The organism is Pseudomonas fluorescens, assembly GCF_902497775.2.
In the GTDB taxonomy this organism is placed as follows: Bacteria; Pseudomonadota; Gammaproteobacteria; order Pseudomonadales; family Pseudomonadaceae; genus Aquipseudomonas; species Aquipseudomonas putida_F.
Genome location: NZ_OZ024668.1, coordinates 3,415,856 through 3,429,998 on the forward strand (window position 1 = coordinate 3,415,856; position 14,143 = coordinate 3,429,998).

The 14,143-nt window shown below is 62.5% G+C and carries 10 protein-coding genes; 1 reads left to right on the forward strand and 9 read right to left on the reverse strand.

Annotation, left to right across the window (positions count from 1 at the left end):
- Positions 1-76 precede the first annotated feature (76 nt).
- The 5 genes from F8N82_RS15705 to exaC form a co-directional block, all read right to left on the reverse strand.
- Positions 77-481, reverse strand: coding sequence for a TraR/DksA family transcriptional regulator (locus tag F8N82_RS15705; RefSeq protein WP_038996140.1), 405 nt, complete (start codon positions 479-481; stop codon positions 77-79).
- 283 nt (positions 482-764) lie between these two features.
- On the reverse strand, positions 765-2,432 hold the full coding sequence (locus F8N82_RS15710; protein ID WP_038996141.1) for a PAS domain-containing hybrid sensor histidine kinase/response regulator: 1,668 nt from the start codon (positions 2,430-2,432) through the stop codon (positions 765-767).
- Positions 2,416-3,579 (reverse strand): alcohol dehydrogenase-like regulatory protein ErcA, encoded by a 1,164-nt coding sequence (ercA, locus tag F8N82_RS15715; protein ID WP_038996142.1) that lies wholly within the window; start codon positions 3,577-3,579, stop codon positions 2,416-2,418. Before ercA ends, F8N82_RS15710 begins: the two co-directional genes overlap by 17 nt.
- Positions 3,580-3,703: 124 nt before the next feature.
- The gene (gene pqqA, locus F8N82_RS15720) at positions 3,704-3,775 is read right to left on the reverse strand and encodes a pyrroloquinoline quinone precursor peptide PqqA (RefSeq protein WP_009394664.1); all 72 of its coding nucleotides are present in this window, start codon (positions 3,773-3,775) and stop codon (positions 3,704-3,706) included.
- A 104-nt stretch (positions 3,776-3,879) separates the two neighbouring features.
- Positions 3,880-5,400: an acetaldehyde dehydrogenase ExaC gene (gene exaC, locus F8N82_RS15725; RefSeq protein WP_038996143.1), complete on the reverse strand. Its 1,521-nt coding sequence runs from the start codon at positions 5,398-5,400 to the stop codon at positions 3,880-3,882.
- 201 nt (positions 5,401-5,601) lie between these two features.
- On the opposite strand from exaC, the gene F8N82_RS15730 reads away from it, so the two are divergent.
- Positions 5,602-10,197 carry a dermonecrotic toxin domain-containing protein gene (locus F8N82_RS15730; RefSeq protein WP_150776982.1) on the forward strand — a complete coding sequence of 1,532 codons (4,596 nt, stop codon included), beginning with the start codon at positions 5,602-5,604 and terminating at the stop codon, positions 10,195-10,197.
- Positions 10,198-10,236: 39 nt separating this feature from the next.
- Here F8N82_RS15730 and F8N82_RS15735 read toward each other — a convergent pair whose 3' ends face one another.
- Genes F8N82_RS15735 through F8N82_RS15750 form a run of 4 tightly spaced genes read right to left on the reverse strand, consistent with a single transcriptional unit; the run spans position 10,237 to position 14,139 of the window.
- Complete coding sequence (locus F8N82_RS15735) at positions 10,237-11,010, reverse strand: enoyl-CoA hydratase (protein WP_038996145.1); 774 nt, start codon at positions 11,008-11,010, stop codon at positions 10,237-10,239.
- Between the two features lie 14 nt (positions 11,011-11,024).
- Positions 11,025-12,152: an acyl-CoA dehydrogenase gene (locus F8N82_RS15740; protein ID WP_038996146.1), complete on the reverse strand. Its 1,128-nt coding sequence runs from the start codon at positions 12,150-12,152 to the stop codon at positions 11,025-11,027.
- A gap of 8 nt (positions 12,153-12,160) precedes the next feature.
- The gene (locus tag F8N82_RS15745; protein WP_038996147.1) at positions 12,161-13,354 is read right to left on the reverse strand and encodes an acetyl-CoA C-acyltransferase; all 1,194 of its coding nucleotides are present in this window, start codon (positions 13,352-13,354) and stop codon (positions 12,161-12,163) included.
- 17 nt (positions 13,355-13,371) lie between these two features.
- Positions 13,372-14,139 (reverse strand): SDR family NAD(P)-dependent oxidoreductase, encoded by a 768-nt coding sequence (locus tag F8N82_RS15750; protein WP_038996148.1) that lies wholly within the window; start codon positions 14,137-14,139, stop codon positions 13,372-13,374.
- Positions 14,140-14,143: the final 4 nt, after the last annotated feature.

Genomic DNA, 14,143 nt, shown 5'->3' on the forward strand with positions numbered 1-14,143 from the left:
TGCCTTTGATACAGGGCAAGAAAAACAAAACCCCCGAAGATCGCTCTTCGGGGGGTTGCTGTGACACCTGCGCGGGTTAAGCCTGGCGCTGGTGCTTGTCGATCTGCTCGTGACGCTCTTGGGCTTCGATGCAGTACTTGGTGGTCGGGCTGATCAGCAGACGCTTGAGGCCGATCGGCTCGCCGCTGTCGTCGCACCAGCCGAAGCTTTCGTCTGCAATCCGGCCCAGGGCCATTTCCAGCTGAGGCAGCAGACGCTGATCACGGTCGATGGTGTTGACCAACCAGTGGCGCTCTTCTTCGACCGAGGCGGCGTCGGCAGGATCGGCAGGCGTGTCCAGGCTTTCGATGGTTACACGGCTTTGCTCGATGCGCTCATGGATCTCGACCTTCATCGACTGCAGCAGCTCGGTGAAGAAAGCCAATTGCTCAGCGTTCATGTAGTCATCGGCCGGCATGGCCAGCAACTTTTCCTTTGTCATTGATTTCTCTATAAAAAATACGTGCATTAAGGCGAATCGGGTGCTCCTGGCGAACAGCTCGCCAGCAGCGGAATTCTTCAAGCACCATCCGGCACTCAATTTACAGGGGGCGGCAGTCTACGGCCGAGATTCACACTGGGCAACAGAAATGACGGTGGAATTGACCGAAAAGGCCCTACAGGCCCTCCCCCGGCGCTGGTTTATAACAAAAAAACCACGGCGCAGGCGCTTTCCCGGGGACAAACGGTCATTCTCCGACAAAAACCTTGTAACAAAGATCCTCTCAACCGAGCAATTGGCTCAACACCGCGCGCAACTTTCCGGGCTTCACCGGTTTGTTCAGCAAGGGTGCGCCCAGGCGCTGCATGGCCCGGCGGCTCTGGTCGCTGCGATCGGCAGTGATCATCACGGCAAAGATGCTCTGGGCGAAATGCCGGCGTAAATCCCGCACCACCTCACAACCAGTTACCCCATGATCAAGGTGGTAGTCGGCAAGAATCAGCTCCGGCGCCTGCCCCTCAAGCACCACCAGGGCGTCGGCATAGTCACAGGCGGTCAGCACTTCACAGCCCCACTGCTGCAGCAACGCCGCCATGCTGTGCTGGATGCTCAGTTCATTGTCCAGCACCAACAAGCGGCGCCCGGGCAACGGATCACCGACACTGGGCAGCGCCAGCGTCGACAGCGGCATCTCACTGGGCCGCTCATTCGACAGCGGCACGTCGATGCTGAACACCGAGCCGCGCCCCGGCCATGAGCGGACCTGCACCGGGTAATCAAGGATGCGGGCAATCCGCTCGACAATCGCCAACCCCAGCCCGACGCCTTTGCGGTCAGCGGCGCGGCCAACGTCCAACTGGTTGAATTCAAGAAAGATCGACTCAAGACGGTCTTCGGCAATCCCCCGGCCGCTGTCCCAGACTTCCAGGCGCACACTGTCACCACGGCGCCGCGCGCCGAGTAAAATGCGCCCGTGCCCGGTGTAGCGGCAGGCATTGCTGAGGAAGTTACGCAGAATTCGCGTAAGCAGGCGCAGGTCGGTGCGTACCGCCAGGCGACCGCTGCGCACCCGCAGGCTCAGCCCGGCCGCTTCGGCTACCGGCTGGAATTCCGAGGCCAACGGCGCCAGCACCTCATCCAGGCGGTACAGGTCAAGGTCTGGCTTGATCGCAGCCTGATCCAGCCGCGAAATATCCAGCAGGTCGGTGAGCAGATCCTCGGCGCCCTCCAGGGCCTGGTGCGCGCGCTCGACCAGTTGCTGCTCACCCGCGGGCAATTGCCGCTCGCGCAGGGTCGAGATCAGCAGTCGCGCAGCGTTGAGCGGCTGCAACAGATCATGGCTGGCCGCTGCCAGGTACTTGTCCTTGCTGCGGTTGGCCGCCTGGGCGGCGTCGCGCGCTTCGATCAGCTCATTGGTGCGTTCGGCAACCCGCTGTTCGAGCTGATCGTTGAGTTGCTGCAGACGCGCCTGGGCCAGCTTGCGTTCGGTGATATCGGCGACAAAACCCTCGACAACGCCTTCTTCGTCGGGACGCAGCAACAGGTTCATCAGCACGTCGATATGGCTGCCGTCACGCCGGCGCAACTGGGTCTCGTAGCCGATCAGCGCCTGCTCGCGCTGCAGCACCTGGGCGATGGCCAGCAGCTCGTCCTGGCCGCCGGCGAACAGATGGCTGGCCAGGTCGTTGCGCGACAACACCAGAGCCTGGGCGTCCGGGTAACCCAGCATGCGCGCCAGTGCCGGGTTGGCCGCACGCATGCCATCCTCGAGGCTGGCCTGAAAGATGCCATGTACCGCATGCTCGAACAGCCACTTGTAACGATTGCGCTCGGCCTCCAGCTCTTCGAGGCGCACCGCCAGTTCCGGGTAATGACTCTTGCGTACGGTGTGGTTGCTCAGCCCCAGCAACCCGGCCAGGGCGTCACCCGCCGGCTCAGAGGGCCTCGCCATACACCACCTCGACGTCGCGCTGGCTGGAGCTGCGCGGGTTGGTCAGGATGCACGGGTCATCCATGGCGTGCTGGGACAAAAACGGGATGTCGGTCATGCCGACGCCATGCAGGCCGAGGGTTTCGTGAAAGCCCACGGCACGCTTGAGGTCGATCAGGTGCTCGACCAGGCGCTGGCTGATCTGTTTGTGGCTCAGGCCCCGGCAATCGATACCCAGGGTTTGCGCAATCATCTTGAAGCGCTCGGGCGCGGCGCTGTAATTGAACGCCACGACATGCTCGACCAGCACTGCGTTGCACAGCCCGTGGGGCAAGTCGAGAAAGCCCCCGAGGCTGTGGGACATGGCGTGCACGGCACCGAGAATCGCGTTGGAGAACGCCAGGCCTGCCTGCATGCTGCCGAGCATGATCTTCTCGCGCAGGACGATGTCGGCCGGGTTGGCGATCATCTGCACCAGGTTGCCATTGATCAGGCGCATGGCCTCCAGCGCATGGGGATCGGTCAGCGGCCCATGGCCGGTGGAGACGAACGCCTCGATGGCATGCACCAGGGCATCGATGCCGGTACAGGCGGAGAGGAACGGGTCCATGCTCAGGGTGGTTTGCGGGTCGATCAGCGACACATCCGGCACTACCGCCTTGCTGACGATGGAAAATTTCATGCGCTCCTGCTGGTTGGAGATGATCACGAACTGGGACACGTCGGCGGAGGTGCCGGCGGTAGTCGGGATCAGGATCAGCGGCGGGCTCGGCACGCGGATGGTATCGACCCCTTCGAACTCGAGAATGTGCCGGCCATGGGCAACCACGATGCCGATACCCTTGGCGCAATCCATGGGGCTGCCACCGCCAACGGCGACGATCACATCGCACTGTTCGCTGCGGTAGCGCTCGGCGCCGGCCATGACCTCTTCAACCCGAGGGTTGGGCGACACCTCGGTGTACAGGCAGTAATCGATACCCTGGCCTTGCAGGCTCGCTTCGATGTCGCCGACCCAGCCGGCAGCGATCACGCCGGGGTCGCTGACCAGCAGCACCTTGCGCGCACCAAAGGTCTTGGCGTAGTTGGCGACATGGTGGCGGCAACCGGCGCCAAAGATGATTTCCGGGGAGACGAACTTGCGCAACTGGCTCAACTTCGGGCTCATGGGACGCCTCTGTTCTTGTTGTAATAGCGCCAGCCTAAAGCATCCCGCTTCGATTGCAATCAGACCATCGGCGGGCAGAAACACAAGCGCCGAGCGCTGCAAGCAGCGACCGGCGCAAGAGGGATCAGCGGTTGGCGAAGTACATGGTCACTTCAAAACCGATACGCAGATCAGTGAACGCAGGCTTTTTCCACATAGGTCCATCCTCTTCTGGCACCACAGGATTGCGGTGCCTCTATTAATACACCGTTGCCGGTGCGGTTCGAATGCTACTTTGGGAGCGGTTCTTGCAGCAGGCCGTCAGAAGAACCCCAGCGGGTTGACGTCGTAACTCACCAGCAGGTTCTTGGTCTGCTGGTAGTGGTCGAGCATCATCTTGTGGGTCTCGCGGCCGACCCCGGATTTCTTGTAGCCACCGAACGCGGCATGGGCCGGGTACAGGTGATAGCAGTTGGTCCACACACGCCCGGCCTTGATGCCACGGCCCATGCGGTAGGCGCGGTTGATGTCACGGGTCCAGACCCCGGCACCAAGGCCAAACTCGGTGTCGTTGGCAATCGCCAGGGCCTCGGCTTCGTCCTTGAAGGTGGTCACGCCGACCACCGGGCCGAAGATTTCTTCCTGGAACACACGCATCTGGTTATGGCCCTTGAGCAGGGTCGGCTGGATGTAATAGCCACTGGCAAGGTCCCCGCCCAGACGCTCACAGTCACCGCCGGCCAGCACCTGGGCGCCCTCTTCGCGAGCGATCTGCAGGTAGGAAAGGATCTTGTCGAATTGCTGCTCAGAGGCCTGGGCACCGACCATGGTCTCGGTGTCCAGCGGATTGCCACGCTTGATCTGGGCGATCTTTTTCATGACCTGGGCCATGAACGGCTCGTAGATCGACTCCTGGATCAATGCCCGCGACGGGCAGGTGCACACCTCGCCTTGGTTGAAGAACGCCAGCACCAGGCCTTCGGCAGCTTTTTCGATGAAGGCGGGCTCAGCCTGCATGATGTCTTCGAAGAAGATGTTCGGCGACTTGCCGCCCAGTTCCACGGTGGACGGGATGATGTTCTCGGCGGCGCATTTCATGATATGCGAACCCACCGGCGTGGAGCCGGTGAAGGCGATCTTGGCGATGCGCTTGCTGGTGGCCAGGGCCTCACCGGCTTCGCGGCCAAAACCGTGGACGATGTTCAGCACGCCAGGTGGCAGCAAGTCTGCGACCAGCTCGGCGAAGATGGTAATCGACAGCGGGGTCTGCTCCGCCGGTTTGAGCACCACGCAGTTGCCTGCGGCCAGTGCCGGGGCCAACTTCCACGCGGCCATCAACAACGGGAAATTCCACGGAATGATCTGCCCGACCACGCCCAGCGGCTCATGAAAGTGATAAGCGGCAGTGTTCTCGTCGATCTCTGCGGTGCTGCCTTCCTGGGCGCGGATGCAGCCGGCGAAGTAACGAAAGTGGTCGGCCGCCAGGGGCACGTCGGCGTTGAGGGTTTCGCGGATGGCCTTGCCGTTGTCCCAGGTTTCGCTGATGGCCAGCCGTTCGAGGTTGTGTTCGATACGATCGGCAATTTTCAACAGGATCAAGGCACGCGCCTGTACCGAAGTGCGGCCCCAGGCGTCGGCAGCGGCATGGGCCGCATCCAGGGCCCGGTCGATGTCCAGCGCCGTGGAGCGCGGAAACTCGGCAATCAGCTGACCGTTGACCGGCGAGCTATTGCTGAAGTACTGGCCTTGCTCAGGGGCGACAAACTCGCCGCCGATAAAGTTGCCGTAGCGGGATTTGAAACTGATCAGGGCATCCGCGGAGCCTGGGGGTGAATAGATCATGGCGACCTCTTGTGGCTGTACAGCTGTCGGAGCGACAGACAGATGGCGCGATGCTAGCCAGCCATGGCGGTTGCGCGAATCCGTCCTTGGCAGGTGCGTTCTCATCTTTTGGTACAAGCCCGAACAGGTGGTATCCGATTAGTGCCATGAATCGTTCACGGCAGCGTTAGATGGCGGTTTCTCACTCGCTGGCCGCTTCCCATGACCCACACCACACCGACCCTGCATCAACAGATAGCCTCCCGCGCCCCCTTGAGTTGCGCCGTCGCCAAACGCTTTGTCAGTCGCCCCTCGCTGCTGGAAATCGTCAGCGAAGTGCTGATAGAGCAATGGGTTGCCCGGGGCCTTGATATCGCCCACAGCCCGCTGCGCCTCTACCTGATCAGCCCGGCTACGAGCCGCCACGCACACATTCGCAGCGTGCCGCAGGTGCTGATCGAGCGGTTCTGCCTGCGCCGTACCTTGAACCTGACCGAAGGCGAGGACTACCTCAGCCCCCTGCCTCTTGCGGATCGCAGCAGCCAACTCGACCTGGACCTGCACACAGTCGAGCAACTGATCAACGAATGCGCTCCGTGGATCCTCGATCAGTACCAACAAGCACTGGTTGCGTTCTGGGGCGAAAGCAACGCCCACGGTGAGACACCCTGGCAGTGGTATGGCAACTACCTGCACAAACTGATGAAAGACTCGATCGATCTCGGCCTGCGGGCCGGTACCCTGGATACCCGCCAGGCGGCCACTAGCAGGATCGTCGATGCATTCCCCTGTCAGCAGGACCGCGCTGCTTTCGGCAACCTGTCGCATCTACGCGTGCAGAGCGTGGCGGTCGACCTGTCCTGCGTGTTGGTCCTGGATGCCGACCTGTCCAGTGCCCTGCTGATCGAAGATCAGTACAACAATGACCCGCAACAAACCGCCGCGATCCTCTTCACCCTGGTCGGTGCGCTGGTGCCGTTCAAATCCCATGGGCAGTTTCTCGACTTTCTTGGCCAGAACTGGCCAGCACACCTGCAACACACACCCGCCCGGGTGATCATCAGCCCCTCGCCCGGTTGCGCTTTTGCAGCCCAGGCCCGCGGCTACCTGCAACAGCAATTGCGGTTGATCGATACCATCGCAGCCAACGCCCGGACAGAGCAACATGCCACGGCGCTGAGCACCGTGCTGGACCAGGTCACCTCGATGCTCGACCTGTGCACGGCCCAGGAGCTGGTACGCCAGGCAAAAATCAAAGCCTTGTTGCCCGACTGGTTGCTCGGCTCGGACCTCGCCCTGCGCTACAGCCTGCTGCTGAGCAAGCTGGCTGAATTGAACCTGGACGGCCGGGGCACTTCCTGGCGCGAAGGGATCGAAGCGGTTGAGGTTTACGCGTGCCGCCTGCTGGACCAGCGATTGGCGCTCGACCATGCAGACGTCGATTTCAAGGCTGGCGAAATTGAAATCATCAACCATCGGGTGGATGCAACCGCCATCGGCAACCAGGGCACGGTGATTACCGATGGCACTGTCACGGTAGTGCACTTTTCACTGGCGCAGCTGGCCATCGACAACCTTGGTCTGCTAGCCCCGGGTCGGGTAATGGTTGAGCACAGCGGTGGCGCCAGATTGCCTGAATGGATGAACGAAACCTACATTCGCACGCTGGTAGGCGAACTGGACATTGGCAGCCGCTATCCGCAAACACTGCGCCAGCTGCTGCTCGAGCCCGGGCAGCAGCAGCGGCGCCAGGCCCTGTTCACTGCGCAGTTGCAAGTGCAATTGCCGATGCACGCGCTGGAGTTGCTGCTGCAGGACAAGGCCATCAGCGAAGCCGGCTACAAGGCCGTGGAATGGGTGTTTGCCAATCATGCCGACCTTAGCCCCGACAACCACAACGCCGCTGTCCTCAGGCCGCTGGCGCTGATACGCAGCCCCGGCGCTATTGCCGACCCGGTACTCAATGCCTGGCTGATCGAACCCCGCGAGCCCTGGCAAGGGCCCTGCATGCTCTACCGTCCACTGCACCCGCAGACGCTGCAGGAGTTTGACAATCGTACTGCGCTGTTCGACGCGATCTGCAGCGAAGGGCCGTTGCAAGACGATATTCTCGATCGCCTGGCACCGGAAGTTCGCCCGCTCTATGCCAAGGGTGGCTTCCTACAGCCACATATCCAGCGCTTTGGACAGGGTTCCGATTTCGCTCCCCAGACGATCCCGGCGCCGGCCACACTGGCCTTCACCCTGGCCGCAGAGGCACCTGGCACGTTGATCTACCAGGCCTGCGCCCGTGAGCTGATCGAACAGGCGCAGCGTCAATCAACGACAACCTCGCAAACCCGCTGGAACCGTTGGAAGACCCTCGGCTGGCTGTTGTTCAATACCGTACTGCCACTGTTCCAGGGCAATGTGGCCAGGATCGGCTGGTTGATCCAGACCGTCGAAAGTACCCAGCATCTGCTCGCCACCGATGCTGGCAAGGACCCTCTGGACCATCAACTGGCATTTGTCGATTTGCTCCTGACCATCGCCATGATCATCCTGGTACATGTCGTGCGCCGCGACGATATCACCACGCAGTTGGGCAAGGGCCTGCCCCTCCAACCGGCCCAGTCGCCCGGTCAAGCAACGCCACTTGCCCCATTTACGCCACTGGCGGATATCGATCTGGATTTCACTTGGTCGCGCCCAGGTCTTCACCTGTCCAGCGCCCAGAAAGCCGACTTGCAAGGGTTGGCCTCAACGCTGAACGCCTCGACCCTGGGGAGTGCCATTCCTCATGGCGCGCTCATGGGGCTGCACCTGCACAATGAATCACTGTGGTTCGTGACCACTGGCCAGGTATTCAAGGTTGTACTCGACCCACTCACGGAGCAGCCGCGTATCGTCGCCGCAGACGGTACGGAGCGTTTTGGCCCGTGGCTGCGCAAGGACGAGGCGGGGCGCTGGACGCTCGACCTGCGCTTGCGCCTGCAAGGAGGCATGCCTCTGCGCCAGCGGCTCAAGTCGGTCAACGATCCGCAAAGGGTCCTCGAACTGGACAACAACCTCCGGGAGCAGCAAGCCAGCGCGATAACCCGGGAACGCAACTTCCAGACCTTCGTCACCAACCACATCAACGACCAGACTCCAGCCCTCACCCTGTACGCCTACGTAACCAAGCTGGAGCAGTTCGCCACATTCTGGGAGGACCATCTGAACACGCTCGAGCAGCGCAATGAGATTCGCGTACTCAAGGGTTACAAGCTGGCTCGGGCCAAGGCGTTGCGCGGCCGGGCACGCTGCGTTCAATCGATCCTTGCCACGGTCAACAACCTGCACAAACCACTGCGCCAGCGTTTCAAGGCGCTGGTCCGCAGCACCCACGGCAAGCTCCCGCCAGAGCAGGAAGCGAGTGCGCCACCTGAACACATTCGCCTGATGGACGAGATGGAACCGTTGATCGCCAAGATGATCGACAACACCCTGACACTCAGCAGCGTGCAGCTTGAGCTGCACAAACTGGCCAGCGCCCAGCATCCGGAGATTCAACTGCTGGAGCTTTCGGTCAAGCAGTTCGAACCCCAACCCTGGTCAAAGCTTTACTGGCATACCCTGCGCTGCGAACTGCTGAACAACCGCCTGCGGCTGAGCCTGGACGATGACACCAGCGAAGATGCCGACTACTGGCTCGAACGCAGCTGGGGCAACCTGGAACACGGTCTGGTTCAACGCATGAGCCTGCATCACCTCGCCGAGCCTCCGGCGGAAGTACGCGCACGCCTGCTCGACACCATCGCCAACCATTTCCGTGCCGCCCTGCGCCAGCTTGGCAACCTCAAGCCATTGCTGACCGAAGCCGCAGCGCAAGGCGTGCTGGAGCGGCTGAATTCCGATGCCGCATTGTTGCTGCGCGAAACCCAGTCCGATCTTGACGAGTATCCACAATCACTGCTCGAACACAGTAGTGTGCGCCAATTGCACAACCAGGTACCCGGCCTGATCGAGACGGCGGATCAGGGGCTGGTCCTCGGCACGCCGCGGGCCGACAACGCCGACATCGTCGATGTGCGCAACCCGCAAGATCAAACCACGTCGGCGTCCTACCAGAGAGATGCCAACAGCGACGCCTGGTTACCGGTGGAACCGGGACTGCCCGCACAGCCCGTAGCCGAGAGTGCGCCGACGACCGCATCGTTGGGTACATTGATCAGCCACGGTGCCCGTCTGGCGGCCCAGGCCAGGGAAGAAATCAGCCGGTTGAGCGCGCTGCGCACCGATACCTATCTGCCGATCGAGTTCGAGGAAATCCTGCAACGGCGCAAGCGACCTGTCGAGGCTCAAGGTCAAGCCATCGAGCAGGCGCTAAGCCGTCTGAACCTGACGGACCAGGCCGAGGACGGTGCCGATGCAGCGCTGCAGATTCGTCAGCTGGATGAACTGGCCGGCGACCTTGACCAGGCGGCGGCGAAGCTGCGGACCCAGGCGGCACTGGTACAGTCGCCAAGCATGGATGAACTGATCTACCTGCTAGGCAAACAACAGGTCAGGATCCAGGCCCTGGGTCGGCGCAAACTGTTGGCGAAAAATCGCAAATGGCCCCGGGATTACCTTGACGAGTACGTCATCCTGCATGACAACCGGCCACTGTGGTATGCCCACTTTCACTACAGTGCTGCCGATACGCCCAAGGACAGTTTCACTGCCGGGCACCTGAAGCTGGCCAGCCAACGCTACGAGCGCGGCCCCTACCGTGTCGAGGCGAACGGCTCACGCACCGTCGTTCAGCGCGGGCCTATCACCCTGGCCCAGGCACGGTGCTGGTTCCTGACGTTGTAAATGCCGCGTCCGGGCGCAGCACGCTGCGCCCGGCAACTCTCAGCGGTTCTTGAACTGCGCCTCGCGCTTGGCGATGAACGCCGCCATGCCCTCCTTCTGGTCTTCGGTGGCGAAGGCGGCGTGGAACACCCGGCGTTCGAAACGCACGCCTTCGGCCAGGTTGACCTCGAAGGCGCGGTTGACGCTCTCCTTGACCATCATGGTCATCGGGATCGATTTGCTGGCGATGGTCGCAGCTACTTTCAACGCTTCTTCAATCAGCTCGGCCTGCGGTACCACCCGTGCCACCAGGCCAGAGCGTTCGGCCTCCTCGGCACCCATCAGGCGGCCGCTAAGGCACAGTTCCATGGCCTTGGCCTTGCCCACGGCGCGGGTCAGGCGCTGGGTGCCGCCCATGCCCGGCAGCACGCCGAGGTTGATTTCCGGCTGGCCGAACTTGGCGTTGTCGGCGGCGAGGATGAAGTCGCACATCATTGCCAGCTCGCAACCACCGCCCAAGGCAAAGCCCGAGACTGCGGCGATGATCGGCTTGCGTCGATTGGCAATGCGATCGGCGTCGCTGAACAGGTCGTCGACGTAGATCTGCGGGTAGCGCAGGTCAGCCATTTCCTTGATGTCGGCACCGGCGGCGAAGGCCTTGGCCGAACCTGTCAGCACCACGCAACCGATGTTCGGGTCGGCTTCGAGCTGGTCCAGGGCCTGGTTGATCTCGCCGACGATCTGCGCGTTAAGCGCGTTGAGCGCCTGGGGGCGGTTGAGGGTGATCAGGCCGACCTTGCCGTGGATGTCCAACAGGATGGTTTCAAATGACATGCAAGCTGCTCCCTTCAAAGATTGCGCGCAATGACCATGCGCTGAATATCGCTGGTGCCTTCGTAGATCTGGCAGACCCGCACATCGCGATAGATGCGCTCCAGCGGAAAGTCGCTCAGATAGCCATAACCGCCGAGGGTCTGCAAGGCATCCGAACAGACCTTTTCGGCCATTTCCGAGGCAAAAAGCTTGGCCATCGATGCTTCGACCAACGCCGGACGCCCGGCATCGCGCAGCGCCGCGGCATGCAGCACCATCTGCCGGGCCACGGCAACGCGGGTGGCCATGTCGGCCAGGCGGAAGGCCACGGCCTGGTGTTCGATCAGCGGTTTACCAAAGCTTTCGCGCTCGCGGGCATAGTCGCGTGCTACCTCAAAGGCGGCGCGAGCCATACCCACCGATTGCGAGGCGATGCCGATGCGCCCGCCTTCGAGGTTGGCCAAGGCGATCTTGTAGCCTTCGCCCTCCTCGCCCAGGCGGTTGGCTACCGGAACGCGAACATTTTCGAAGACGATCTGGCAGGTGTCGGAGGCGTGCTGGCCGAGCTTGTCCTCGACCCGCGCCACCTGATATCCCGGTGAGTCGGTCGGCACGATAAAGGCACTGATGCCACGCTTGCCAGCCTCGGGGTCGGTCACGGCAAACACGATCACCACGCCGGCGTTCTGCCCGGAAGTAATGAACTGTTTGCAACCATTGAGCACGTAGTGATCACCATCACGCCGGGCGCGGGTCTTCAGGCTGCTGGCATCGGAGCCAGCCTGTGGCTCGGTCAGGGCAAAGGCGCCGAGCATCGCGCCGCTGGCCAGGGGCGTGAGAAATTGCTGCTTTTGTTGCTCGGTGCCGAACTTGAGGATCGGTACGCAGCCTACCGAGTTGTGCACACTCATGATGGTCGAGCAGGCGCCATCGCCGGCGGCGATTTCTTCCAGGGCCATGGCGTAGGCGACATAACCGGTATCGCTGCCGCCCCACTGCTCCGGCACCAGCATACCGAACAGGCCCAGTTCGGCCATCTCCTGGATGGCCTCCTTGGGGAAGCGGTGTTCACGGTCCCACTGCTCGGCAAACGGGCGCAGGCGCTCCTGGGCGAACTGGCGGACGGCGTCGCTGATTTGCTGTTGTTCGTCATTGATTAGCATGGTGCACCTCAGTACAGACACTCGACGGCCATGGCCGTGGCTTCACCGCCGCCGATGCAGATGGCCGCAATACCGCGATGCAAGCCTTTCTGGCGCAGGGCCGCGAGCAAGGTGACCAGGATCCGCGCGCCCGACGCACCGATCGGGTGGCCCAGGGCGCAGGCGCCGCCATGCACGTTGACCTTGTCGTGCGGCAGGTCCAGGTGCTTCATCGCCGCCAGGGTGACCACGGCAAAGGCTTCGTTGATCTCGAACAGATCGACTTCGGCCAGGTTCCAGCCGGTGCGTTTGATCAGCTTGTCGATGGCGCCGATCGGCGCGCTGGGGAACAGCGCCGGGGTATCGGCGAACGCGGCATGGCCATGAATCACCGCCAACGGCTTCAGGCCTTGCTTTTCGGCCTGCGAGCGACGCATCAGCACCAGCGCTGCAGCGCCATCGGAAATCGAGCTGGAGTTGGCTGCGGTCACCGTACCGCCATCGCGGAACGCCGGCTTGAGCTGCGCAATCTTGTCCAGGCGCGCCTTGGGCGGCTGCTCGTCGTCGCTGATCAGGCGCTGGGTCTTGCCTTCGGTGACTTCGACCGGAACGATCTCGCTGGCAAAGCTGCCATCCTTGATCGCCTGCTGGGCGCGGGTCAGCGAAGCAATGGCGAAGTCGTCCTGCTGCTGGCGAGTAAAACCGTTGTGCTCGGCGCAGTCTTCGGCAAAGGTGCCCATCAGGCGGCCCTTGTCGTAGGCGTCTTCCAGGCCGTCGAAGAACATGTGGTCGATAATCTTGCCGTGGCCCATGCGATAGCCGCTGCGGGCCTTGTCCAGCAGGTATGGGGCGTTGGACATGCTCTCCATGCCGCCGGCCACCACCACATCGGCGCTGCCGGCCAGCAGCAGGTCATGGGCCATGATCGCCGCCTGCATCCCTGAGCCGCACATCTTGTTCAGGGTGGTGCAGGTGGTGCCCTTGTTCAGGCCGGCACCCAGGGCCGCCTGGCGCGCTGGCGCCTGGCCGAGGCCCGCGGGCAATACGCAGCCGAACAGCACTTGTTCGACGCTGTCCGGGGCAACACCGGCACGCTCGACTGCCGCACGGATGGCAGCAGCGCCCAGTTGTGGTGCGGTCAGGCTTTTCAGGTCGCCCTGCAGGCCGCCCATGGGCGTGCGCACGGCGCTGACGATTACGATCGGATCATTGGCGAGGGTCATGTTCTGTACTCCGAAAATTACTTGGCAGCCATGCGCAAGGCACCGTCGAGACGGATCACCTCACCGTTGAGCATGCTGTTTTCAATGATGTGGCGGGCCAGCGCGGCGTATTCCTGCGGGCGGCCCAGGCGAGGTGGAAACGGTACGCCGGCGGCCAGCGAGTCACGCACTTCCTGGGTCATGCCGGCCATCATCGGGGTTTCAAAAATGCCTGGGGCGATGGTCATCACACGGATGCCGAAGCGCGCCAGTTCACGGGCCGCCGGCAAGGTCAGGCTGGCGATCGCGCCCTTGGAAGCGGCGTAGGCGGCCTGGCCGATCTGGCCGTCGTAGGCGGCGATCGAGGCCGTATTGATGATCACCCCGCGCTCACCGTCAGCGCCCGCCTCGCCTTCGGCCATGGCCGCTGCAGCCAGGCGCAGCAGGTTGAAACTGCCGATCAGGTTGACGTTGATCACCCGGCTGAAACTTTCCAGGCCATGTGGGCCGTTCTTGCCCAGGACCTTTTCGGCGCCGACGATACCGGCGCAATTGATCAGGCCGTGGAGGCTGCCAAAAGCAGCAACGGCAGCATCGACTGCGGCCTTGGCGGCGGCTTCCTGGCTGATATCGGCCACTGCAAAGTGCGCCTTGCCCCCCAGCTCCCGGGCTTTGGCGGCGACCGCCTCGGCATTGAGGTCGACCAGCATTACCTGGGCTCCGGCCTCGATGAGCATCTGTGCGGTGGCGGCGCCCAAGCCCGAAGCTGCGCCGCTGACGATAAAGTTCTTGTTGGCAATCTGCATGATG